This window comes from Flavobacterium gelidicaeli, assembly GCF_013294005.1.
Taxonomy (GTDB): domain Bacteria; phylum Bacteroidota; class Bacteroidia; order Flavobacteriales; family Flavobacteriaceae; genus Flavobacterium.
In genome coordinates, this window is the sequence record NZ_JABSNK010000003.1 from 357,572 (window position 1) to 379,874 (window position 22,303).

At 34.2% G+C, this 22,303-nt stretch carries 16 protein-coding genes, 1 tRNA gene and 1 pseudogene; 15 read left to right on the forward strand and 3 right to left on the reverse strand.

Going from position 1 to position 22,303, the window contains the following annotated elements; all coding sequences use genetic code 11:
* Positions 1–13: 13 nt before the first annotated feature.
* The 7 genes and pseudogenes from HNP99_RS06335 to HNP99_RS17620 all read left to right on the forward strand — a co-directional run.
* Positions 14–400: pseudogene (locus HNP99_RS06335) on the forward strand (TlpA family protein disulfide reductase); the annotation flags it as partial.
* A 522-nt stretch (positions 401–922) separates the two neighbouring features.
* A tRNA-Tyr gene (locus HNP99_RS06340) sits at positions 923–1,004 on the forward strand.
* Between the two features lie 291 nt (positions 1,005–1,295).
* On the forward strand, positions 1,296–2,600 hold the full coding sequence (locus tag HNP99_RS06345; RefSeq protein ID WP_173852439.1) for a site-specific integrase: 1,305 nt from the start codon (positions 1,296–1,298) through the stop codon (positions 2,598–2,600).
* Positions 2,601–2,859: 259 nt separating this feature from the next.
* Positions 2,860–3,204, forward strand: a complete 345-nt coding sequence (locus HNP99_RS06350; RefSeq protein WP_173852441.1) for an aldo/keto reductase — start codon at positions 2,860–2,862, stop codon at positions 3,202–3,204.
* Positions 3,205–3,680: 476 nt separating this feature from the next.
* Positions 3,681–3,836, forward strand: coding sequence for a hypothetical protein (locus tag HNP99_RS06355; RefSeq protein ID WP_173852443.1), 156 nt, complete (start codon positions 3,681–3,683; stop codon positions 3,834–3,836).
* A 55-nt stretch (positions 3,837–3,891) separates the two neighbouring features.
* The gene (locus HNP99_RS17615; RefSeq protein WP_217424393.1) at positions 3,892–4,293 is read left to right on the forward strand and encodes a hypothetical protein; all 402 of its coding nucleotides are present in this window, start codon (positions 3,892–3,894) and stop codon (positions 4,291–4,293) included.
* A gap of 36 nt (positions 4,294–4,329) precedes the next feature.
* Positions 4,330–4,650, forward strand: a complete 321-nt coding sequence (locus HNP99_RS17620) for a helix-turn-helix domain-containing protein (RefSeq protein ID WP_217424394.1) — start codon at positions 4,330–4,332, stop codon at positions 4,648–4,650.
* Between the two features lie 99 nt (positions 4,651–4,749).
* Here HNP99_RS17620 and HNP99_RS06365 read toward each other — a convergent pair whose 3' ends face one another.
* Positions 4,750–5,748, reverse strand: coding sequence for a GntR family transcriptional regulator (locus tag HNP99_RS06365; RefSeq protein ID WP_173852445.1), 999 nt, complete (start codon positions 5,746–5,748; stop codon positions 4,750–4,752).
* A 99-nt stretch (positions 5,749–5,847) separates the two neighbouring features.
* On the opposite strand from HNP99_RS06365, the gene HNP99_RS06370 reads away from it, so the two are divergent.
* The 8 genes from HNP99_RS06370 to HNP99_RS06405 all read left to right on the forward strand — a co-directional run bounded on the left by HNP99_RS06370 (position 5,848) and on the right by HNP99_RS06405 (position 18,852).
* On the forward strand, positions 5,848–6,900 hold the full coding sequence (locus tag HNP99_RS06370; protein WP_173852447.1) for an aldose epimerase family protein: 1,053 nt from the start codon (positions 5,848–5,850) through the stop codon (positions 6,898–6,900).
* A 12-nt stretch (positions 6,901–6,912) separates the two neighbouring features.
* Positions 6,913–8,079 carry a galactokinase gene (gene galK, locus HNP99_RS06375; RefSeq protein ID WP_173852449.1) on the forward strand — a complete coding sequence of 389 codons (1,167 nt, stop codon included), beginning with the start codon at positions 6,913–6,915 and terminating at the stop codon, positions 8,077–8,079.
* Between the two features lie 5 nt (positions 8,080–8,084).
* A complete protein-coding gene (locus tag HNP99_RS06380; RefSeq protein ID WP_173852451.1) occupies positions 8,085–9,134 on the forward strand; it encodes a UDP-glucose--hexose-1-phosphate uridylyltransferase in 1,050 nt (349 codons plus the stop codon).
* 2 nt (positions 9,135–9,136) lie between these two features.
* Positions 9,137–10,159, forward strand: a complete 1,023-nt coding sequence (gene galE / locus HNP99_RS06385) for a UDP-glucose 4-epimerase GalE (RefSeq protein WP_173852453.1) — start codon at positions 9,137–9,139, stop codon at positions 10,157–10,159.
* A 61-nt stretch (positions 10,160–10,220) separates the two neighbouring features.
* On the forward strand, positions 10,221–11,885 hold the full coding sequence (locus HNP99_RS06390; protein WP_173852455.1) for a sodium/sugar symporter: 1,665 nt from the start codon (positions 10,221–10,223) through the stop codon (positions 11,883–11,885).
* A gap of 671 nt (positions 11,886–12,556) precedes the next feature.
* Positions 12,557–12,877, forward strand: a complete 321-nt coding sequence (locus tag HNP99_RS06395) for a substrate-binding domain-containing protein (protein WP_173852457.1) — start codon at positions 12,557–12,559, stop codon at positions 12,875–12,877.
* A 1,002-nt stretch (positions 12,878–13,879) separates the two neighbouring features.
* On the forward strand, positions 13,880–17,092 hold the full coding sequence (locus tag HNP99_RS06400; RefSeq protein ID WP_173852459.1) for a SusC/RagA family TonB-linked outer membrane protein: 3,213 nt from the start codon (positions 13,880–13,882) through the stop codon (positions 17,090–17,092).
* Positions 17,093–17,142: 50 nt separating this feature from the next.
* Positions 17,143–18,852 (forward strand): RagB/SusD family nutrient uptake outer membrane protein, encoded by a 1,710-nt coding sequence (locus HNP99_RS06405; protein ID WP_173852460.1) that lies wholly within the window; start codon positions 17,143–17,145, stop codon positions 18,850–18,852.
* A gap of 254 nt (positions 18,853–19,106) precedes the next feature.
* Here HNP99_RS06405 and HNP99_RS06410 read toward each other — a convergent pair whose 3' ends face one another.
* A complete protein-coding gene (locus HNP99_RS06410; RefSeq protein WP_173852462.1) occupies positions 19,107–20,246 on the reverse strand; it encodes a formylglycine-generating enzyme family protein in 1,140 nt (379 codons plus the stop codon).
* 151 nt (positions 20,247–20,397) lie between these two features.
* Positions 20,398–22,290 (reverse strand): right-handed parallel beta-helix repeat-containing protein, encoded by a 1,893-nt coding sequence (locus HNP99_RS06415; RefSeq protein ID WP_254596828.1) that lies wholly within the window; start codon positions 22,288–22,290, stop codon positions 20,398–20,400.
* Positions 22,291–22,303: the final 13 nt, after the last annotated feature.

The window sequence follows — 22,303 nt, forward strand, 5'->3', positions numbered from 1 at the left end:
AGATTTTTCTGCACCTAATCCGGATGGAAAAGTAATTTCGCTTAAAGAAAGCTTAGGTAAAGTAACTATAGTAGATTTCTGGGCTTCTTGGTGTGCTCCATGTAGACAAGAAAACCCAAATGTAGTTGCTCTTTATAAAGAATTACATAGCAAAGGTCTTAACATTATAGGTGTGTCTTTAGATAAAGATGCTACAAAATGGAAAGAAGCTATTGCAAAGGATAAATTAACTTGGAATCAAGTTTCTAATCTTAAATTTTGGGATGAACCTATCGCTGCACAATACAAGGTAGAAGCAATACCAGCAACTTTCATTCTTGATGCATCAGGAAAGATAGTTGCAAGAGATCTAAGAGGAGCAGAATTAAAAGCAAAGGTATTAGAGCTTTTAGCAAAATAATAGCTTTAAAAGACTAAAAAAAAAATCTCCCTCGTGGAGATTTTTTTTTGCTTAAAATTAAATTATATATTAATTCAAAAAACACCACCTAGTCCTGAAATTTATTTGACTTAATTTATGCCACAAAAGCGTTAAAATATAGTTATACGTAATTTTATCAAATTGAATGAAATCGAGATAGAATAATAGTCTTTCACTCTACTCCATCGGACAATTAGACTGTTTTATAAATAGTATTGGTATTATTTTTATTAACTTTAATTAAATGCACAGAAAAAAACAACTTTTGAATAGCCAAAACAAGAAGAATTGTACGAGGAATTATTTAAAAACTGAGTTAGATTTGATTGATTTCATTGGTAAATAAAAAAAAACTAGTATTTATTTTGTTTTTATTTTATTCAATACCAACACATTAAAAAATAATCAAAAATTAAGTGCTTTTTTTGTTTGTAGAAACGAAAAGTGTTCCTATATTTGCCACCGCTAACAACAACAACAAACGTTGTTATCAAAGGCCTCGGGGAGATACTCAAGCGGCCAACGAGGGCAGACTGTAAATCTGCTGACTACGTCTTCGTAGGTTCGAATCCTACTCTCCCCACTATAAGGGATGAAGATAAGAAAGTGAAAGCTTTTCAATCTTTTCAAAAGTCCTTAAAAAAAGTGTTAAGCCTGCAAATCCGACGATTTGCAGGCTTTTTTCATTTTCTGCACTTTGTCAAAATTTATAAAAGCACTCAAAGTTTCTATGGCAGAATCGTGGCACATTTGTATTTTTTAAAATGTGCCACAGAATACCATTTAAACCCGTATAAATACAGGGGTAAACGTGCTTAACAACTTGATTTTTTGAAGTTATAATTCTACATTTATTAACCTTAAAAGTTGAATTATGTTAGAAAGCAGTTTTGGGATGGTTTTCTTTTTGAAAATCCCCCGCAATGAAAGTAAAATTAGAGTCGTTTATCTTAGAATTACCGTTGATGGAATACCTAAAGAAACATCTACAAAACGTAAGTGGGATAGTTCACGTTGGGATCAAAAACTAGAAAGAGCTATCGGTTCCAAGGAAGATGCAAAATCTCTTAACTTTTTCTTAGATTCTCTTATTCTTAAAATCAATCAATATAAGACTGAGAATATGTATATCGGCAAACTTATAACTGCTCAGAAAGTTATGGATTACATTTTGGGAAAAAGTGCTGCAAGAGCGAAAGTTGTTGAAGAATTCCAGAAACATAACGATGAAATGACGGCTCTACTAGGTAAAGGATATGCAAAAGGAACTCTTGATCGTTTCACTATCACTATTAATCATTTAAAAACTTTTATACGACTTAAATTTAATGCAGAAGATCTTGAATTTTCTGATTTGAATCTCGCATTTATAAAAGACTTTGAATTTTACTTACGGTCTGTTCGCAATTGCAGTAATAATACAACTCTTAAATATATTGCTAACTTTAAAAAGATAGTTATACGTGCGATTGACAATGAAGTCATCTTAAAAGATCCATTTAAGAACTTTAAAGGTAAAAAATCAAAAATTATAAAAAAACCCCTTTCTACTCAGGAATTATATGAGTTAGAACGGCATTATTTCAGCACTGAGCGACTTAATGTAGTGAGAGACGTGTTCGTATTCCAATGCTACACAGGGTTAGCTTATATCGATGTATATCAATTAAAGAAAACTGATATTAAAGTCGGTATAGACAAACAGGCATGGATCATGTCTGAAAGACAAAAAACAGGCTCTTCAACTAATGTACCTCTCTTACCTCAAGCGCTTAAAATAATCGAAAAATATAAAGATCATCCGCTTTGTTTGCAACGTGGCACGGTCTTGCCTGTAGCCTCTAATCAAAAAATGAATGAATATTTGAAAGAGATCGCTTTACTGTGTGCTTTCCCGTTTACTCTCAATACACACATGGCACGTAGAACCTTTGGAAGTACCGTTACGTTGCAAAATAACGTCCCAATCAATGTTGTGAAGGAAATGCTTGGACACTCCTCTGTAAAACAAACAGAAGCGTATGCTATTACAGAACAAGTTACCGTTGGAAGAGAAATGGCATTACTTAATAAACGTATAAATAAAACTGATCCAGTCATGTGTGATTCAGATCTAGCCATCCTCACCAGATTAGAGAAGGAAATAAAAAAGATCAAGCAGAAATATCACCTTTCTTGACCATAATTTTGTGACGTCATTAGAGAGCTAATAATTGTGTAGGGTGATAAATAAAACGTAGTAAATAATTACATCTCCAAATAAAAAAGTCACCCAATTAAAAAATTTTAACGTCATTTTAAACACAAAATAAATCAATTTGGATACAAAATGATTTTATAAACTGATAAACTTTGCACTTACCAATTAAACATTCATAAAGAAGTACAAAATTTTAGGAAATACATGTAGAAAAGTTTCAACACTATGTTTAAGGACAATGAATTATGGGGGACAAGGTTTTTTTGGATACATGGGAAATCTTTACCAAGATGCAGTAGATGAACAAATTAAAACCGTAATAGAAGTAGGCGTCAATTTTATAGAAGCAGCTAATATTTATTCAGAGGGATTATCGAAATTAATGATTGGTCGAACCATGAAAAATTTAGATATCAATAGAGAAGATTTAGTTTTAGCGACAAAAGTTAGAGGTACATTGGGCAAAAGTCAGAATGATGTTAGACTTTTGAAAAAGCACATTATTCAACAAGTTGATCCCAGTTTAAAAGACTTGTTAGTGATTATATCGATCTTTATTAAATCCACACCATCGACCCATTAACTCCTTTCGAAGAAACTATTAGAACGTTGGATGATTAGGCTAAAATTGGTGAAAGAAGATATTTTGGAGCTTGTAATAATCCCACTTGGCAACTAATGAAAGGTTTTAGTTATTCTAAATAAATTAATTTAGATCATTTTGCTTCTTTACAAGCCAACTGTAAATTAGATGTTCGAGATGTAGAACGTAAAATTGTTCTGTTGCTTCTAGACTAAAGTGCTGGAATGCTTATTTGGAGTCGTTTAAATGGTGGTTTATTGACAGGCAAGAACTAAAGAAATGGACAAAAGAAAGCAGGACGCTCAAATACTTTTCCGTACACACCTTTTCACGACGAGAGAGCTTATGATGTTTTAGACGTGTTGAGATTAATGGCTGAACAAAAAAAGGTATCAATTGCTCAATTTACATTGCCATGATTATTACACCGACCTATTGTAACAAGTGCCATTATTGGTGCTACATAATTTTATTAGTTGGAAGATAATTTCAAAGTAGTAGATGTTACTTTTGTAAAAGATGAATTGGAACATTTGAATACTGTTAGCAAATTACCTCTTGAATATCCAGGAAATGTTCTTGAAATAATGACAGTGGACAGAAGTGCAGGAATTGATTTCCACAATGCTTAAATTTACAAATTATCAAAGCAAGCAGTAACTTAGTAGTGCCTGCTCATCTTAAATTATGAAAAATTTAAATCCAAACATCATAAAAATAATTTCAGTAGTGGCTCTACGCCATTTTTTGGGATTACCAAGTCCCTTAAATCTATTAAGTACAATTATTGACCATTCTAATACGTTTTCTAATAATCAATCCAAATATCAAAAATTACTATTAGATTTTTACAACATTTCTATAAAAAGAAGCTTTAAAGTACAACTTAAATATGGCAATAATAATTATGATTTTAATGAAGGAACAATGTCATTTATGGCGCCAAATCAAATTATAGCTGCCGATAAAGACGAAGAAAGAAAAATTGAAATTATTGTGAAAAATATTCAAAATGAAATCAATTCACGTTTAAAAAATTTAAATCAAAATGTTATTGTGTCAAACCTTGTATTGATTTCGAGTTACTGAAACCGGTTCCAAAATTGTCAATTTCTAATAAAAAAGATGGCTACCAATGATATATTGACCAATTCTGAATTTGTTCTAAAAAATTATTTCTCTAAAAATTCAGAAATACTATTACCTACAGTTGATAAAGTAGCAAAGGATTTCAATGCTTCTCCTGCCTACTTGAGTGATATGTTACGAAGTATGGTGGGTCAAAACACGCAACAACATATTCACAATAAACTTATCGAAAAAGGCAAAGACATTTTAGCAGGGACTCAAATGAGCGTTAGTGAAATTGCTTTCCTCTTAGAATTTGATCATCCACAATCATTTAGTAAACTGTTCAAAAACAAATTTAACACCCATAAAATATAGAAAAGCATCTAACTAACAAATTATTTAGCAAAAAGTAATTTAAGTGAATTTTGATTATTGTGTTCTATTCAGCACCATTAGTTTCAAACAAAATCCATTTTATAAGGAGCTTCTAATAATGAGTTCGCTTTTATTTTCTATCTGTTGGTGTTTGTTTTTTAATATCATTTGTGCCAAAATTTTCCCCATGGCTTCAAAATTTGTAGAAATGGTTGTAATGCCGTTTTCGACTACTTTTTTAAGCGGAGTATCATTGTAAGATATGATACCATAATCTAGACCTAATTTTAGTTTTTGTTTTTTGGAAGTTTCAATCACACGCACTAAGTCCCTATCATCAGGAATGACATAGACCTCTCCTTTATTAATTGTTCTATTCGCAAAATCAGAAATAACTTCGTAATCAAAATCCCCCTGCTGGCAAAAATGTAAAAAACCTTCTTTCATTCCGATTGGTTCTCTAAAACCGGGGAAAATTAAGATTAGCTTTTGGTATTTTTTTAATTGTCCTTTTCCTTTTTGCAATCCCTTATAAATGTCTTCGCGATGATTTTGATAAACTGCAGGAAAACTAAGCAGTTCTGGATTAGTTTGATCTAATATATACACCTCCTCAACTGGTAGGGTTTTTATAATCGCCGCTGCCTCAATCAAATTGGTTGGCATTACAACGTATTTAGTGTAGTTTCCATTAGCATCGTTAACCAACTTTTGAAACACCTGACTGTTAAAATGATGGAAGAAAATATCAACCTGAACGCCTTTGCCCAGACTCTTTAAAAAAGCATTGTAGATATCTTCCTTAAAGATATTTAGTTCATCAAATAATAGAAAAACCTTCTGTTTTATCTTGGTTTCCACACTTTTAACATAACAACCTTTGCCCGCGATTGCGTAAATTATCCCCCTCTTTTTCAGTTCGTTATAAGCTAATAAAACCGTATCCCTAGACAAGGTAAATTCTAAACACACTTTATTTACAGAGGGTAGCTTATCATCTTTTTTAAGCCTTCCTTCCTCTATTGATTTTTCAATGGTAGCAATAATCTGTTTGTATTTAGGAATACCTATGTTTTCTTGAACTGAAATTATTTTCATAAGTGCGATTTTTACGCAAGATACAAAAACTGGTAGGTACTGGTGTGTAAAAGCATTCTTTTATTTTACTTTTGATTTTCAGTATTTAATAAAAAAAGTATGGAAACAAAATACATATCACATTTTATCAGTAATAATATAACGAAATTGTTTGGTAAACTACCTAACGGGGAAAGTGTACACTCTTGTAAATTGATTAACGATAATGGTATGGAGGTCCATATAATAAATTATGGCGCTACCATTACAGCAATTAAAATTCCTTTACAAAATGGTACCATAATAGATACTGTTTTAGGTTTTGATAACTTGTCTGGATATGTAGATTCGTTTGCTGGATTAGATGCGCCTTATTATGGCGCAACTGTAGGCAGATACGCAGGCCGAATCAAGGATGGAAAATTCAGCTTGAATGAAACTAATTTTCAATTAAATACTAATAACAACAACAATACACTACACGGCGGAATTAATAATTTCAGCCAGAAAGTATGGGATATAATCGATATAAAAGAAGGAGATCTCCCGAGTGTGAAAATGAGACTGATTAGTCCAGATAACGATGAGCACTTTCCAGCTGAACTTACAATCGAAGTAGCATACACATTGAACAATCAAAATGAACTGCTTGTTTCTTATCATGCTACGGCAAATGCTGATACTATTATCAATTTAACTAATCATAGTTATTTTAATTTAGACGGTCATGATACTACTGTGGCAAATCAGGATTTAACAATTTGCTCAGATAAAATGCTAGAAACTACAATGACTAATATTCCTACGGGTAAAATCGTAGCAACTACTCATGGACCCTTTGATTTTACATCGGCTAGAAAATGTCCTACTACTATAGACAACACTTTTATTGCTCCAAAATATAATGAAGTGGCTGCCATACTTTATAGTCCTAACAACAAGCTACAAATGACGGTTCATACTACGCAACCTAGTGTTCATGTTTATGTAGGTGGCGCCTGTAAAGCAGGTCTAAATGCTAAGAACGGAGCTGCCTATCACAGTAGGAGTGGTATTTGCTTTGAAGCTCAAAATTATCCTGATGCACCCAACCATCCTAATTTCCCTTCGGCGATTTTAAAAAAAGGAGAAGTGTACCATCACAAAACAAGCTATAATTTTCAATCTTTATAAGTCAATAACGCTATGAATACTACTTTAATCAATAAAACCAGCAGCTATTTCCAACAAGTATTTCAGTCTGAACCTACTACTGTAGTTCTTTCTCCTGGGAGAATCAATATCATTGGAGAACACATTGACTATAACGATGGTTATGTTCTACCTGCTGCCATCGACAAGATAATTTGTTTTGCTTTCGAAAAAAATAATTCAAATACTTCTAGCGTAATTGCCATGGATCTTGATGATGAATTTGAAATTGATGTTACAAAAGAAATCACGCAAACTGAAAGTGTTTGGACAAATTATATCAGAGGAGTTTTGCAACAATTAAAGCAAAACGGTTTTAAATTTGAAGGTGTTAACTGTGTTTTCAGTAGCAACATTCCAGTGGGTTCTGGGCTATCGTCTTCGGCAGCTTTAGAATGCGGATTTTTATTTGGTATGAATGAACTATTTCAATTAAATATAAAGCCTATCGATATTGCTTTGTTAGGTCAAAAAGCAGAACATTGGGTAGGAATTCATTGCGGAATAATGGATCAGTTTTCCAGCGTTATGGGTAAGGAGAACAAAGTCGTTAAAATTGACTGCCGCACGCTAGAATACACGTATCATGAAGCCAACTTTAATGAGTATTCCTTAATTTTATTTGATTCGAATGTAAAGCATTCCCTAATGACATCGGCGTATAACGAGCGTAGAGATCAATGTGAGGAAGGGATAGCAATTGTGAAACAAAATTTCCCCGAAATCAATAGTTTTAGAGATTGTACTGAGCAAACTATTATTGATCTAAAGGGAAAAATGAGTGCCGATGTGTACAAGCGTTCGCTATTTGTCGTAAAAGAGATTAATAGAGTTATTGAAGCTTGCAAAGCCTTAGACAATGGTAACATCGCCCTTTTAGGCGAATTAATGTTTGCAACGCATGAAGGTTTGTCTAAAAATTATGAAGTAAGTTGTGAGGAACTGGACGTTCTTGTGGATTTAGCTAAAGCAGAAGAAGCAGTTATAGGATCTCGATTAATGGGTGGCGGTTTTGGCGGTTGCACTATTAATTTAGTCAAAAAAGGATTTGAGGATGAAGTAAAAGCAAAATTTTCAAAAGCTTATTTTGATACCTTTAACATAGAACTAAAAATTTATGATGTTACCATTGGAAACGGAACATCACTTTATAAAAAATAATTATCATGAAAAAATTTGACATAAACGAAGATCCACATAGAAGGTATAATCCGTTAATAAACGAGTGGGTTCTAGTATCTCCGCACCGTTCTAAACGCCCGTGGCAAGGACAAAATGAAAGTATTTCTAAGGAGGAATTACCTGCTTATGATCCTACTTGCTACTTGTGTGCAGGAAATGTGCGTGCTAATGGTGAAGTAAATCCAGATTATAAAAAGAGTTTTGTTTTCGAAAATGACTTTGCTGCCCTAAAACAAGAACCTATTGATTTTCAAGAAGATAAAAACAACTTGTTTTTTAAAGCACAACCAGAAAGAGGTATTTCTAAGGTTGTTTGTTTCTCACCAGAGCACAATTTGACATTACCAGAAATGACTGTCGATGCGATCAGTGATATTATTGCTACTTGGCAAAAAGAATATACTGATTTAGGAAGCATCGATTACATCAATCACGTACAAATATTTGAAAATAAAGGTAGTGTTATGGGTTGTAGTAACCCGCATCCTCATGGTCAAATTTGGGCGCAATCTTCACTGCCAACAGAGGTAGAAAAAACGCAAGCCAACTTACAAGCATACTATAAAAAGCAGGGTACAAACTTGCTTCAAGATTACTTGCACGAAGAATTAAAACTTAAAGAGCGTGTGGTTGTCGAAAACGATCATTTTGCTGCACTAGTACCTTTCTGGGCTGTGTGGCCATTTGAAACCATGATTATCAGTAAAAGACACATTACTAAAATTACGGACTTCACTACTGACGAAGCAACGGCTTTTGCTAGTATTTTAAAGCAATTGACAACACGTTACGACAACCTTTTTGAAACTTCATTTCCCTATTCTTCAGGAGTTCATCAAGCGCCTACAGATGGTGAGCAGCATCCTGAATGGCAATTCCACATGCATTTTTATCCGCCATTATTGCGTTCTGCAACCGTTAAGAAATTTATGGTAGGTTATGAGATGATGGGAGAATCACAAAGAGACATCACTGCCGAAAAAAGTGCTCAAATGCTTAGAGACCTTTCTGACGTTCACTATAAAAACAAATAATTATGAAAATTGTAGTTACTGGAGGTTTGGGATTTATAGGTTCGCATACCGTGGTCGAATTGCAAAACAAAGGCTATGAAGTTATTGTTATTGATAATTTATCAAATGCTACCGAAGATGTTTTACAAGGAATCACGGCAATAACGGGAACGACTCCCCTATTTGAAAAATTAGATTTACGTGAAAAGGCGGTGGTTCAAGACTTCTTTAAAAGACATCAGGATATTAAAGGAGTTATTCATTTTGCAGCTTCAAAAGCAGTAGGAGAAAGCGTGGGTAATCCCTTGCTTTATTATGAAAACAACATCAATTCATTGGTATATTTACTTCAAGAATTAGAGAAAAAAGAAGATGCTCATTTTATCTTTAGCTCTTCTTGTACCGTTTATGGTCAAGCCAAAGTGATGCCAATTGATGAGAACACGGCCGTTCAAACCGCGCTGTCTCCTTATGGTAATACCAAGCAAATAGGTGAGGAAATCATATCAGATGTAGCAAAAACAAGTGGTATCAACGCTATACTGTTGCGTTACTTTAATCCTGTTGGAGCGCATCCCACAGCAGAAATTGGGGAATTACCGCTAGGTGTACCACAAAATCTAGTGCCGTTTATTACGCAAACTGCAGTTGGTTTAAGAAGCGAACTACTAGTGTACGGTGATGATTACCCTACTACTGACGGAACATGCATACGTGATTACATTCATGTAGTAGATCTAGCTAAAGCTCATGTGGTTGCGCTAGAGCGTTTACTCGACAAGAAAAACAATGAGAAAGTAGAAACGTTTAATTTAGGAACCGGTGTAGGAAGTTCTGTTCTAGAAGTTATTCATGCATTCGAAAAAGTGAGCGGTAAAAAACTCAATTATAGCATTGTTGATCGCAGAGCTGGTGACATTACCTCAGCGTTTGCTAATACTGATAAAGCCAATGAAGTGCTAGGATGGAAAACCCAACTTACACTTGAACAAGCCATGGAGAGCGCTTGGAAATGGGAGCAAAAAGTGCGTGGCATTACGATTTAGATTAGCAGAGACTTAAAAGGTTTTAATTAAAAATAGTGTTTAAAATAATAACAAAAAATATATGGTAACTGACTTTGGATTTCTAGATTATGCGGTATTTACTGCTTATGCAGTTCTTATTTTAGGTGTGGGACTGTGGGTATCGCGAGATAAAGATGGCCAACAAAAAAATGCTGAAGATTATTTTCTTGCCAGTAAATCATTGCCTTGGTGGGCAATTGGTTCTTCATTAATTGCTGCAAATATATCTGCAGAGCAATTTATAGGAATGTCAGGTTCTGGTTTTGCACTAGGTTTAGCTATTGCTTCATATGAATGGATGGCTGCATTCACACTTATAATCGTTGGGAAATATTTCCTTCCTATTTTTATCGAAAAAGGAATTTATACGATTCCTGAGTTTGTCGAAAAAAGATTCTCTACAAACCTTAAAACGATCCTCGCTATTTTCTGGATTGCACTCTATGTTTTTGTGAACCTAACCACTGTTTTATATTTAGGAGGTTTAGCAATCGAAACCATATTAGGTGTTGACATGATCTATGCTATTATTGGCCTTGCCTTATTTTCGGCTGCATATTCTTTATACGGTGGCTTATCAGCTGTAGCATGGACAGACGTTATACAAGTTGTCTTTTTAGTTTTAGGAGGGTTAGTTACCACTTACTTAGCCTTAAATACGGTTTCTGACGGCGCTGGAGTATGGCAAGGTTTGACTACAATATATAATGCAGCTCCAGATCGCTTTGTTATGATCTTAGATAAATCAAACCCAGAGTACATGAATTTACCAGGTATAGGGGTTTTAATTGGGGGATTATGGGTGGCTAATATTTATTACTGGGGTTTCAACCAGTATATTATTCAAAGAACATTGGCTGCAAAATCATTAAGAGAAGCGCAAAAAGGTATTTTATTAGCTGGATTTTTAAAGATTATCATTCCTTTAATTGTAGTAATTCCTGGTATTGCAGCCTATGTGATTGTAAATGATCCCGCTATTATGGCGAGATTAGGAGCTTCGGCAATGGTAAATCTTCCGGGTGTAGGTACAGCAGATAGAGCCTACCCATGGTTATTGCATTTTCTTCCAGCAGGATTAAAAGGTTTGGCTTTTGCGGCATTAGCGGCAGCAATAGTATCGTCATTAGCATCAATGCTTAATTCGACTTCGACCATTTTTACAATGGATATTTACAAGCAGTACATTAATAAAAATGCAGATGATAAGACTACCGTAAATGTAGGGCGTATCTCTGGTGCAGTTGCTTTATTAATCGCTGTATTAATGGCTCCATTATTAGGAGGAATAGACCAAGCATTCCAGTTTATTCAGGAGTATACAGGACTTGTAAGTCCAGGAATATTAGGGGTGTTCTTATTGGGATTATTTTGGAAAAAAACAACAAACAAAGCTGCAATCTGGGGTGCCTTACTATCAGTACCGATCGCTTTATTCTTTAAAGTAGGACCTAAATCATGGGCAGCAGGAACTGGAATAGAATCATTTTTCCCATCTTTACCATGGATGGACCAGATGGGCTACACTACCCTTTTAACAATTATTCTAATAGTGATACTAAGTCTAGCGCAAAATAAAGGTCAAGATGATGCAAAAGGCATCCCTTTAAACAAAGAAATATTCAAAACTTCACCTTTGTTTAATATTTGCTCATTTGCCATTATTTTAATCGTAGCGGTAATCTATGCGCTATTCTGGAAATAATTAAAACCTGTTTTTTGAACATTACAAGAGGAAATGCACTTGCAAAAATTATTTTGCAGGTGCATTTATTTTATAAACAATTTTAAATTAACAGCGCAACAAATTTAGTTTTGACACAGTTGTGTTTCTAAAGCTATTATTTCAGCATTACTACTTAAAATAGCTAGCAATTATCAAATTTGTACTGATTTAATAAACTTTATTAAAATTAGTAGTTTACATTAATGTCCTAATTTTTGATGACAATCTCTTTCAATTAAATCTTTTCTGATGAGTCTACGCTTGAATATCTAATAAAGTTAAATTATTAAAAAACGTAACAATACATGGTTTCATCATTTCGATTGCAGAAGAAACACAAATCAATCAGGATTTCACCTATTCAATAGATGCTATAAATCAAGGGCTTACAATCGCGCTTTTTGATAGTGAGGCCGATGAGATTATCTGAGATAAAGTAATTGTCAACGACTTTAAAGGCGAGAGTCATGATACGAATCATTTAATCGATACTGGGTATAAAAAAAATTGCAGTGGTCTCGGTAATTGATAATTTGAATGTAATGAAACTACGGCTTTAAGGTTGTAAGAAGGCAATTGTAGAGCACGATATCGAGATAAAAGAAAAAATAATTGTTCGCCTATCAAAAAACGAATACTTGAAAACAGCCATGAAAATTGTCCTTGCTGATAAAACAATCGATGGTTTGCTATATGTTGAAGAAAGTTCAGCGATGTTATCCTTAGACTTAATAAAGAAGATGCAGTATAAAATACCAGACGAAATGGCAATGATATGTTTTACTAATGGAAAACTACCTCAGCATGTTACTCCTACCATAATTACCATCGGCCAGCACGGAAATTTTATAGGAGAAATGGCTATCAAAATGCTTGTGGACAGACTCGAAAGCAAAACAGAATTGGAATTTTCGACTAAAATTATAAAAACGAGTTTAATTCAAAGGCAGTCAACCGCTCAGGTACAATAGTCACTACTAATTAGACCTATTACTTTGATAAAGTGAAGCTTAGATAATGACTAATTTTAAATTGAGATTAATAATATTAAATTGAGATCAACGTTATGATTTAAAATGATGTTATTTATACATTTAACTTATTGACTATAATTGCAATTCATTAAAAAGAATTATTACGTTCATTAAAACAAAGCAAATCAATTGATTAAAGGATAATTTAGTCATTAAGTTTTGTGGAAAAATCGAGGCACATACAGTTATAAATTTTGATACATGCAGCACAGATAAGTATGTAGCTGATTAGATTCGAACCCTAACTCCCCACTTAAAAAAGCTGCAATTTTATTGCAGCTTTTTCGTTTTCAATATATCCCTTTTTGACGCGCAATACTTATCTTCTATCATTAAAATTACACGAGCATTCCCCTTACTAATTATAGATTTACTTCCTCTACGATTGTATAAAGCATGTCTTTTGCTTATTCGAAAACAAATCTTCCCCTAGACCTTTTCTACTAAATACCTTCTATACATATACGCAGTAACGATAAATGGAAAAGCCATTGTTAAACATTGTAAATCTCATTTTCTCGCCTTTTTTCTTGAAGCCATCATTGAATTTAACATCCTCAAATTAACGCCAACTTTTTATTGCTTCCAGAAAATAACTTAAAACCAATAAGTAACTCATTTACAACCTCATCCTTAGTTACGAAATCTAAATAATGGGTAATTTAAAACAGATGAAGGGTAATTTAAAGGAGGTTTGAAACTTAATATAGTGGTTAATTTGTTAGAAATAATTGCAGTATCTATAAATTATTTAGATAAAAATTATTGATACTATAAATTAATAAACATAATAAAACTAAAACCACAACTAAATAGTAAAAAACAATTAGACAAATTATTACTCAATAAAATAACTATCAAACATTATTAACAATACGCTTTCCACCCACTCTTTAATGATAAAACATCTATTTCTAACTAAAAATCAATAACCAACAAATGAAACATCTCAATTTTAAAAAAGGCAACTATCATATATTATGGAAATTTGATTTACTAAAACGATATGCGATTTTTTTGCCACTTCTTTCTGTTTGTCAAATACAAGCAAAGTCCCATGTAAATCTGGAACTGACTAACAAAACTAGTGTTTACATATCCCATCTCAATCAAGTAGACAGGCAAATTACAGGTCAAGTGACAGATGGAAAAGGCCCACTACCTGGGGTTAATGTAAATATTAAGGGGTCTACTGTAGGAACGGTGACTGATATGGATGGGAACTTCACCCTATCTGTAAAAGATAATAATGCTATTCTTGTTTTTAGCTATATGGGTTTTGACTCTAAGGAAGTAGCTTTAAAAAGTCAAAATTCTTTAAAGATAGTTTTAACTGAAACGTCGTCTAACTTAGATGAAGTAGTTGTTGTAGGATACACCACCAAGAAAAAAGGAGAAGTCACTGGTTCGATTAGTACCATAAGCTCTAAAGAAATACAAAATACAAGTAATAATGATGTGGCTAAATCGCTAGCTGGTAAAGTTCCTGGTTTAATTGTGGTTGATAGAGGTGGATATCCCGGTGCAACTGGAAACACTACCTTATTGATTAGAGGAAAGGCTACTCTGGGTAATAATTCTCCATTGATAATAATTGACGGTATATACTCAACAGATTTCTCCTATTTGTCTCCTCAAGACATTGAGTCAATGTCTATTTTAAAGGATGGGGCCGCTGCTATCTATGGTGCACGTGCAGCAAATGGTGTTATATTAATCACCACTAAAAGAGGTAAATCTGGAAAAACTAAAATTAATCTCTCTTCAACTTATAGTCTTTCGTCTTTTTCAGTAAAGAACAAATTTATGTCTTCTGAACAATATGCTATTTATAATAATGAAATAGCAGAACGTAATGGAACTGCGTTGCCGTACACCCAAGATGACATTACTAAATTTGCTTCAGGAACAGATCCTATAAATTATCCTAACACCAATTTTGCGGATCTAACTTTCGCTAAAAATTCTCCTTTAAGAAGAACTTCTTTGAATATTTCTGGCGGTACTGAGAAAATAAATTACTTTGTTAGTGCTGACAATATGGATCAAGTGGGACTGTTTAAATCCGGTAGCTTGAACTTCAAACAAAATCAAATACGCTCTAACGTAGACATTAAAATTGGAGAAGACTTTAAATTAGGAGTTGATTTAAATGCTCGCTTTGGAGTGAACAATCAACCAGGTGTTGACTTAGCATACATTTACAAGCACATTTACACTAACGAACCAACACAAGTAGGAATATATCCAAATGGCCTTGTAGGTTGGGGTGGAGAGAATGGTTCTAACCCTGCAATCATGTCTACAAATGCTTCTGGTTTTCAAAAACAAAGCGATACTAATTTAAGAGGTAGATTTTCTTACGACTGGGATTTACACAAATTAACTAAAGGTTTGTCTGTTAAAGGTTTCTTAGGAATTAGAAAAATGAATAACGACAATAAAAGTTGGTACACACCTTGGACTGTTAATCAGTACGTTTCGTCTACTGGAGAATATGTGCCTACTATAGGTTTTTCTCAACAAGGTCAAGAAAGTATTTTACGTGAAAGTTTCTGGAAGAACGATCAAACAATGGTGAATTCTACACTTCATTACAACACTAAAATTGGTGAGAAGCACGCTATAACAGCTTTTATAGGAGCAGAAAAAACTAAAGAAAGCTCTAGAGAGTTTTATGCTCAACGTACCGGTTTTCCTAGTAAAGATCACCCCGAATTATTCGCAGGAAGTGACAACGGACAAATCTCAGGAGGTTCATCTAGTGAATGGGGACGTGTAAACTATTTTGGTTCCTTGTCTTACGACTATTCTAAAAAATACTATGTAGATTTTACATTACGTCGTGATGGATCAAGCAATTTTGGACCAGGAAAACAATTTGGTACCTTCCCTGGTATTGCTTTATCATGGGCCATAAATAAAGAAAAGTTCCTTGAAAATATATCTTGGATTAATTCTATCCGTTTGAGAGCATCATCAGCAGTAATGGGTAATGACCAAATCGCAGGTTTTCAATATCAAACAAGTTATAACTATGGTGGACCTACTAATACTGCTCAGCCTAACTACTATATCTTTGGTACAAATGGTGTAAGAGAAAATGGTTATGTAAGTGCTAATGTTCCTAATCCTAACATTACTTGGGAAACAGCATACATTAAAAACTTAGGAGTTAATTTCAGCTTATTTGATAACAGATTAACAGCTGATGCCAACTATTTTTATCAAAAAAGAACAGACATCTTAATTACAAAGGCTGCAGCGATACCAGATGCAGTAGGCTTAAATTTACCCCAACAAAATCTTGGAAAAGTAGATAATTATGGTGTAGAATTTCAGGTAGGTTGGAGCGACAAAATTGGCGACCTCTCATATAATATAGGTGGTAATTTTACACAAGCAAAAAACAAAGTTGTTTATATGGCAGAAGCTGCTGATGTTCCAGATGCTTTAAAGCGCGAAGGTCACTCACTGGATTCCTATATTGTATATCCTACTAATGGCATTTTTAAAGACCAAGCACAGGTAGATAGCGCTCCAGCAAAACTAGCAGGTACAGTACCCGGTGAGCCTAATTATATCGATAGCAATAACGATGGAAAAATTGATGCTAATGATAGAATACGCTTGTATTCATCTAATGTGCCTCAAATTCAATTTGGTTTCAGCGGAGGATTGAATTATAAAGGATTTGATTTCAACTTCTTGTTTCAAGGTCAAGCCAAAGCAAAGACCTTAGTGTTTTTCGACCAATCAGGTGCTAAACCAGAATTTACTTATACAGATAGATGGACACCACAAAATACTAATGCCTCTTACCCTCGAGCATTTGCGCAAGGTGATAAATATAGTGGTCAGCAAAACCCTATAGATTTCTCATTGAATGGTGGATTTGAAGGCGCCGATTTGTATTATAAAGATGCCACATTTGTTCGATTGAAAGAAGTAGAACTAGGGTACACATTTAGTAAAGAGAAAATAAAATTTGCAGATCTTAAGTTTTTTGTAAGAGGTTTTAACTTATTAACCATGTTTTCAGAAATCCATAAATTAGGTTTAGATCCTGAAGCAGCTGGTTACAACAACTTTAGAGAAAGTACTTACCCTTCTTTAAAATCAGTTTCAATGGGTTTCAATGTTAACTTCTAATTAAAAGTAAATCACATTATCATAAAATTTAAATCAAATATTTTGACAAAATGAAAAAAATAAAATTAATATATATAGGTGCTTTTTTTAGTCTATTTATGGCCACCGGATGCAGTGATGCTTTAGAGACAGAAGCTTCAAATGCCTTTGGCGAAGACTTGATTTACTCTGACCCTGTTCAAGTAGAAAAATTATTATATAACGTTTACAATAGTACCGAAAGTTGGTCAGTGAACAGAAGTGATTGGTGGGGAATTCGCTTTAATATCGAAAACGCTTCTTTTGAATCTAAGTTTAATTTTAAGAATCTAGATTTATTCAAAGAACAAGCCGGATGGACTTCCAGTAATGTTGGTTTGCTAGGCAACAAATGGAGTAATTATTACCATTACATCCGCCTCTCTAACGAATTCTTAGATCGCATTGATGCTAGTGAAGCGATGCAAAAAGATCCTGCAAAAGTGGATGTACTAAAAGCCGAAATGCGTTTTTTAAGAGCGAACTGCTATAGTAAATTAATAAAATATTTTGGTGGCGTACCCATAATGGAACATGCATTAGGTTTAGACGCAGATTTTGACATCAAGCGCAATAGTTATGATGAATGCGTTGCTTTCATTGTAAAGGAATTAGATGAAGCAGCTGCAGTATTACCTGCTAGTCGCTCTGAAGCTGAGTTTGGTCGCGTGACTAAAATTGCGGCGCTAGCTGTTAAGTCTCGTACACTTTTATACGCTGCAAGTAAACTTCATGATCCATCATCGGCGCCTATTAACGATCCTTTATTTGTTTATACTAAAACTACTAAATGGCAGGATGCAGCAAATGCAGCAAAAGCAGTTGTTGACTTAATGGGAGGTCGTGATCTAATTGCAGTAAATAATGCTACAGAATATCAAAAACTATATCTTTCTCCTAATGCTGACATCATTTTTGCAAGACCATACAGCTCGCAATACTATGAATTTGGCACAGATGCTAACTCGCTAAGTGATTTAACGCAATCTCCTAGTGGTTATGGAGGCTGGGGATTATCTTCTCCTACGCATAATTTTACGTTACAATTCAACATGGCTGATGGTACGACTACTGATGGGGCTACTTTTGATCCAAATAAACCAAATAGCAACCGCGAAATGCGCTACTATGCTGATTTACTTTTTAACGGAGCGCAGTTTAGAGGACGTGATGTTCAGTACTATTTATCAGATAATCCTAGTGCTTACCCTGACGGACTAGATTCTCCTAGAGGTCTTGGAAACACGCAACACTCTTCAAAAACAGGCTACAATGTTCGTAAATTTCAAGACGAAGCTGTTAATGTTGCTGGTGGAATTTCTCCTAAAAGACCTTACGTATTGTATGGTTTAGCAGAAGTATATCTTAATTACGCAGAAGCTTTGTATCATTTAGGCGAAGAAGGTACTGCACGCATTTACTTAAACAAAGTCTCTTCAAGAGCATTGCAACCTGCAATCACTTCCTCTGGAAGCAGTCTCCTTGAGGCCATCAAAAGAGAAAGACGTGTCGAACTTTGTTTTGAAGGACACAGCTTCTTTGATGAAAGAAGATGGATGGATGAATCTCATCTTGCATTTCCTATAAAGGGACTAAATTGGAAAAAAGATGCTAGTGGCAATCTTTCATTTACACAAGTGACTGTATTGACAAAAGCATTTGACCCAAAAATGTATTATCTACCTATTCCATTTACTGAAATCCAAAAAGCTCCGGCATTAATTCAAAATACAGGATACTAATTTTTAATTTATACGTCATAAATTAGCTTATACAACAAAGCCAAGAACACATTGTTCTTGGCTTTGTTGCTTTTACTACCCGCTTAAAACAGCTAGTATTATTTATAAATCTGTAAAAATATAGTAGCCAAAACTCCTTTAATCAACGCAAAGGGTCTTGATGTAAAAATAAGCAAAGCAATAAAATAGTACAGTTAATCTGTATCATCCTTAAGATTTCATGCTGCTACCCTACTTTGACATAGAGTGAATTACTATTTCACACATCTAAAACCAATATGATTTGCTGCAGATTTTACTTCGCCATTTCCTCGAGTACCTAACATATAACGTGTACAATATTGTTCTGTACATAAAAAAGAACCACCTCGATGCACTCTTTTTGGTAAACCCGGTTCAGCAGGGTCATTAAAAGTGGCTGGTCCTTGCGGATTTTTACTAACTTTATTTTCACTTGCTAACTGCGCATAATAATTAGCGTCATACCAATCATTTACCCACTCCCAGACATTCCCAGACATATCATATAGACCGTATGCATTTGCCTTGTACTGAGCTGTTGGAGCTATTCCGGCAAAGCCATCTTCAGCAGCATCTGCACCATCAACTGGAAATTTCCCTTGATAGATATTAGCCTGAAATTTATCATCTACTGTTAGTGTATTTCCCCAGGCATATAATTCCCCTGATTTTCCACCACGCGCTGCAAATTCCCATTCGGCTTCAGTGGCTAATCTTTTACCAGCCCACTTGGCGTAAGCGATTGCATCTTCATAACATACTTGTACCACAGGGTAATTATCTTTTCCTTCTATGGAACTATCTGGTCCTAGTGGATGTCTCCAGTTTGCTCCACCTACATAGCCCCACCAACGTAAGTAATCATTAAGCGGAACTTCTTGTTTAGTGGGCATGAAAACAGCCGTACCTGCAATAAGTTTGTCAGCAGGAACACCTGGAAATTCTTCTGCAGAGGGTTTGATTTCGGCTACAGTAACATATCCTGTGGCTTTTACAAAAGCGGCAAATTGTTTGTTAGTTACTTCCGTTTTATCCATCCAAAAGCCATCAACATAAACTCTATGAACTGGGTTAGCATCATTTGTAATCCCTTTTACACCGCACAAACTTTCGTTGCTAACACTGCATCCCATAGAAAATTCTCCACCCGGAATCCACACCATGCCTTCTGGAGCATCTTTAGGTTTATTGTTTTTATTTTCGATGGTAGAACCAAAGTCAATGTCTCCAACTTTTGATTCATTGTCAGCACTATTTTCAGAAACTACATTTTCAGAAATCATTTTTGACTTGGTAGCATTAACAAAATAGATTACCCCAGCTACAATTAGCACAAGAGCTATAGCGGATATCGTTTTATTTTTAGTACTCATATATATTTTTTTTTAAACGCAAATGTTGTTATCGAATAATTATAGAACCTGTAAATTTAATTATAAAATAGCTGGCATTACAGTGTTTGTTACCAATTACCTTCTTTATTTTATCCACAAAATATGCTGTAACTGTCAAGCTAATTCACATCTACTTAAGAATAATATTGCTAGACATTTTATCTTTGCGCAATATTTCTGTAGCTTTCCCAGAAAACTGATTGTTCTTAAATAATAAGTTACGAGAATGGTTTACCATAATAGCCGGATTATCTGGATACAAACTTTCATGGTTCTTAGAGTCATTAATAGTATTACCTACAAATTCAAGCATATTTACGTTGTTTGCCTCTACTATCAAATTATCAAATTGATTAAATACATTATTAGAAATCAAGATATTTTCAAATGCTATATGATCACTTTCGTTATCTGTTTCAAATCGAATGACTCCCTTATTTTGACCAGCTGTAGCACAATCTTGAAAAATATTATTACGAATAGTCAAATCGAGAACGCTCCCTGATTCATACCAATATCCACTTTCTACAGGTGCTAAAATTGCTTCCATCTCAGTGCTGAAAAACGAATTCTCAACCACAATTTTACGTGGAGTAGACAGTAATAATCCTCTTGCTCTGTTGTTTATGATTCTACAATTTTGCACAAGTAATTCAGGATAAGCATCTAGGTTTTCTATATAATCTCCTACTTTTAAAGAACGCGGTAAAACTTCATTAAAAGAGATTATTTGATAGCGGCCATTGATTTTTTCTACAGCTTTCAAAGTCATTTCTTCCAAGGCGAAAAAGGACTTTTGTAAATTAACAATTCCTATTTTATCATTTTGCTTACCAATGGTAAAGCCCTGTTGCTGAAAATGTCCCACTTTTATAGCTACCTTATGGTCACCCAATATCTCAGAAATTTGTTGGTAGATACCATGAACGTTAACAGCGTCATCTAATTGACTACTAAACAAACAATTTTTAATTTCAATTTTACCGCTACAGCCCACAAAATGTGTCGCATCTGCAGTTGTTGAGATTATCCTACCCTGAGAAGGCGTTACATTAAAATTATCTAGAGATATGTTTTTAGTATTCTCTGCAATAAGCCCCATACCACAAGCATGATGAACGTCTATATTGTTAAAAGAAACATCGCTAGAAAAAGTTATATGAAAAGCCGGTGCAAACCGATTATACCCTTGCTCACCCTTCATAACTACTACCTTCCCTACTTCTGGAATCTTTTTAGTATGGCCATAAATCCTTATGAGACCCGGCTCTAATTGCTCAGCGGTCAGCTTGTCTTCGATTCCAATTTTTGCATATTCAGGTGATCGTAAATCAACAGGATATTTATATTTTATCGCGTCTACGTTTGATTGCGTGGCCGTCTTACTCTTTGTAGTTAGCGACGTGTAAGCCTCTGTATTAAATGCTGTAGCTCGCGTTTCTGGATCAAACAATATTGATTGTCCTATGCTATGTTCATAATATTCTTTAATAAATACTAGCTGACCTTTCCTAATCTCATACGGATAATCTTTTGAAATCTTCATGTCAAAAGTTTTCTGTTCTAAATTATTTGCTACAATTATTCCTTCACTGTGAAAGGACATACCCCAATCAATTGAAACATTTTTGATTCTAATATTAGAAGAGTTCTCAATAGAAAACGGTATAATTAAACCATGAAAAATAAAAGTGGAACCTTGCCCATCTATGGTCAGATCATGCCTATCAAATATAGGAAAAGCAGTTTTTACCACACTACTGTTGTGATTAGCAACTTGTGTATATCGCTCTAAAGCTTTATCAGGATAAAAATGATATATGCCTTTTTTAAATTTGAGCACCTTAATATTCTCGTTATCTAAATTCTTTAAAGTTTCTAAAAGTAATGGTGTAGCATCTCCAGCGATACTCTCGTCAAATAGTAGTGAGGCACCGTTCTGAGTTTGCCCCTTAACGGCGAACGAACATCCAAGTATCAATACGAGAATAAAAAGATAATATTGCTGTAATTTAAAAGTCATGATATAATGCTAT

Excerpts from the sequence above, each read along its gene's own strand:
- HNP99_RS06345 (WP_173852439.1), top strand. The coding sequence starts at position 1,296 with ATGTTAGAAAGCAGTTTTGGGATGGTTTTCTTTTTGAAAATCCCCCGC.
- HNP99_RS06350 (WP_173852441.1), top strand. The coding sequence starts at position 2,860 with ATGAATTATGGGGGACAAGGTTTTTTTGGATACATGGGAAATCTTTAC.
- HNP99_RS17615 (WP_217424393.1), top strand. The coding sequence starts at position 3,892 with ATGAAAAATTTAAATCCAAACATCATAAAAATAATTTCAGTAGTGGCT.
- HNP99_RS17620 (WP_217424394.1), top strand. The coding sequence starts at position 4,330 with ATGGCTACCAATGATATATTGACCAATTCTGAATTTGTTCTAAAAAAT.
- HNP99_RS06365 (WP_173852445.1), bottom strand. The coding sequence starts at position 5,748 with ATGAAAATAATTTCAGTTCAAGAAAACATAGGTATTCCTAAATACAAA.
- HNP99_RS06370 (WP_173852447.1), top strand. The coding sequence starts at position 5,848 with ATGGAAACAAAATACATATCACATTTTATCAGTAATAATATAACGAAA.
- galK (WP_173852449.1), top strand. The coding sequence starts at position 6,913 with ATGAATACTACTTTAATCAATAAAACCAGCAGCTATTTCCAACAAGTA.
- HNP99_RS06380 (WP_173852451.1), top strand. The coding sequence starts at position 8,085 with ATGAAAAAATTTGACATAAACGAAGATCCACATAGAAGGTATAATCCG.
- galE (WP_173852453.1), top strand. The coding sequence starts at position 9,137 with ATGAAAATTGTAGTTACTGGAGGTTTGGGATTTATAGGTTCGCATACC.
- HNP99_RS06390 (WP_173852455.1), top strand. The coding sequence starts at position 10,221 with ATGGTAACTGACTTTGGATTTCTAGATTATGCGGTATTTACTGCTTAT.
- HNP99_RS06395 (WP_173852457.1), top strand. The coding sequence starts at position 12,557 with ATGAAAATTGTCCTTGCTGATAAAACAATCGATGGTTTGCTATATGTT.
- HNP99_RS06400 (WP_173852459.1), top strand. The coding sequence starts at position 13,880 with ATGAAACATCTCAATTTTAAAAAAGGCAACTATCATATATTATGGAAA.
- HNP99_RS06405 (WP_173852460.1), top strand. The coding sequence starts at position 17,143 with ATGAAAAAAATAAAATTAATATATATAGGTGCTTTTTTTAGTCTATTT.
- HNP99_RS06410 (WP_173852462.1), bottom strand. The coding sequence starts at position 20,246 with ATGAGTACTAAAAATAAAACGATATCCGCTATAGCTCTTGTGCTAATT.
- HNP99_RS06415 (WP_254596828.1), bottom strand. The coding sequence starts at position 22,290 with ATGACTTTTAAATTACAGCAATATTATCTTTTTATTCTCGTATTGATA.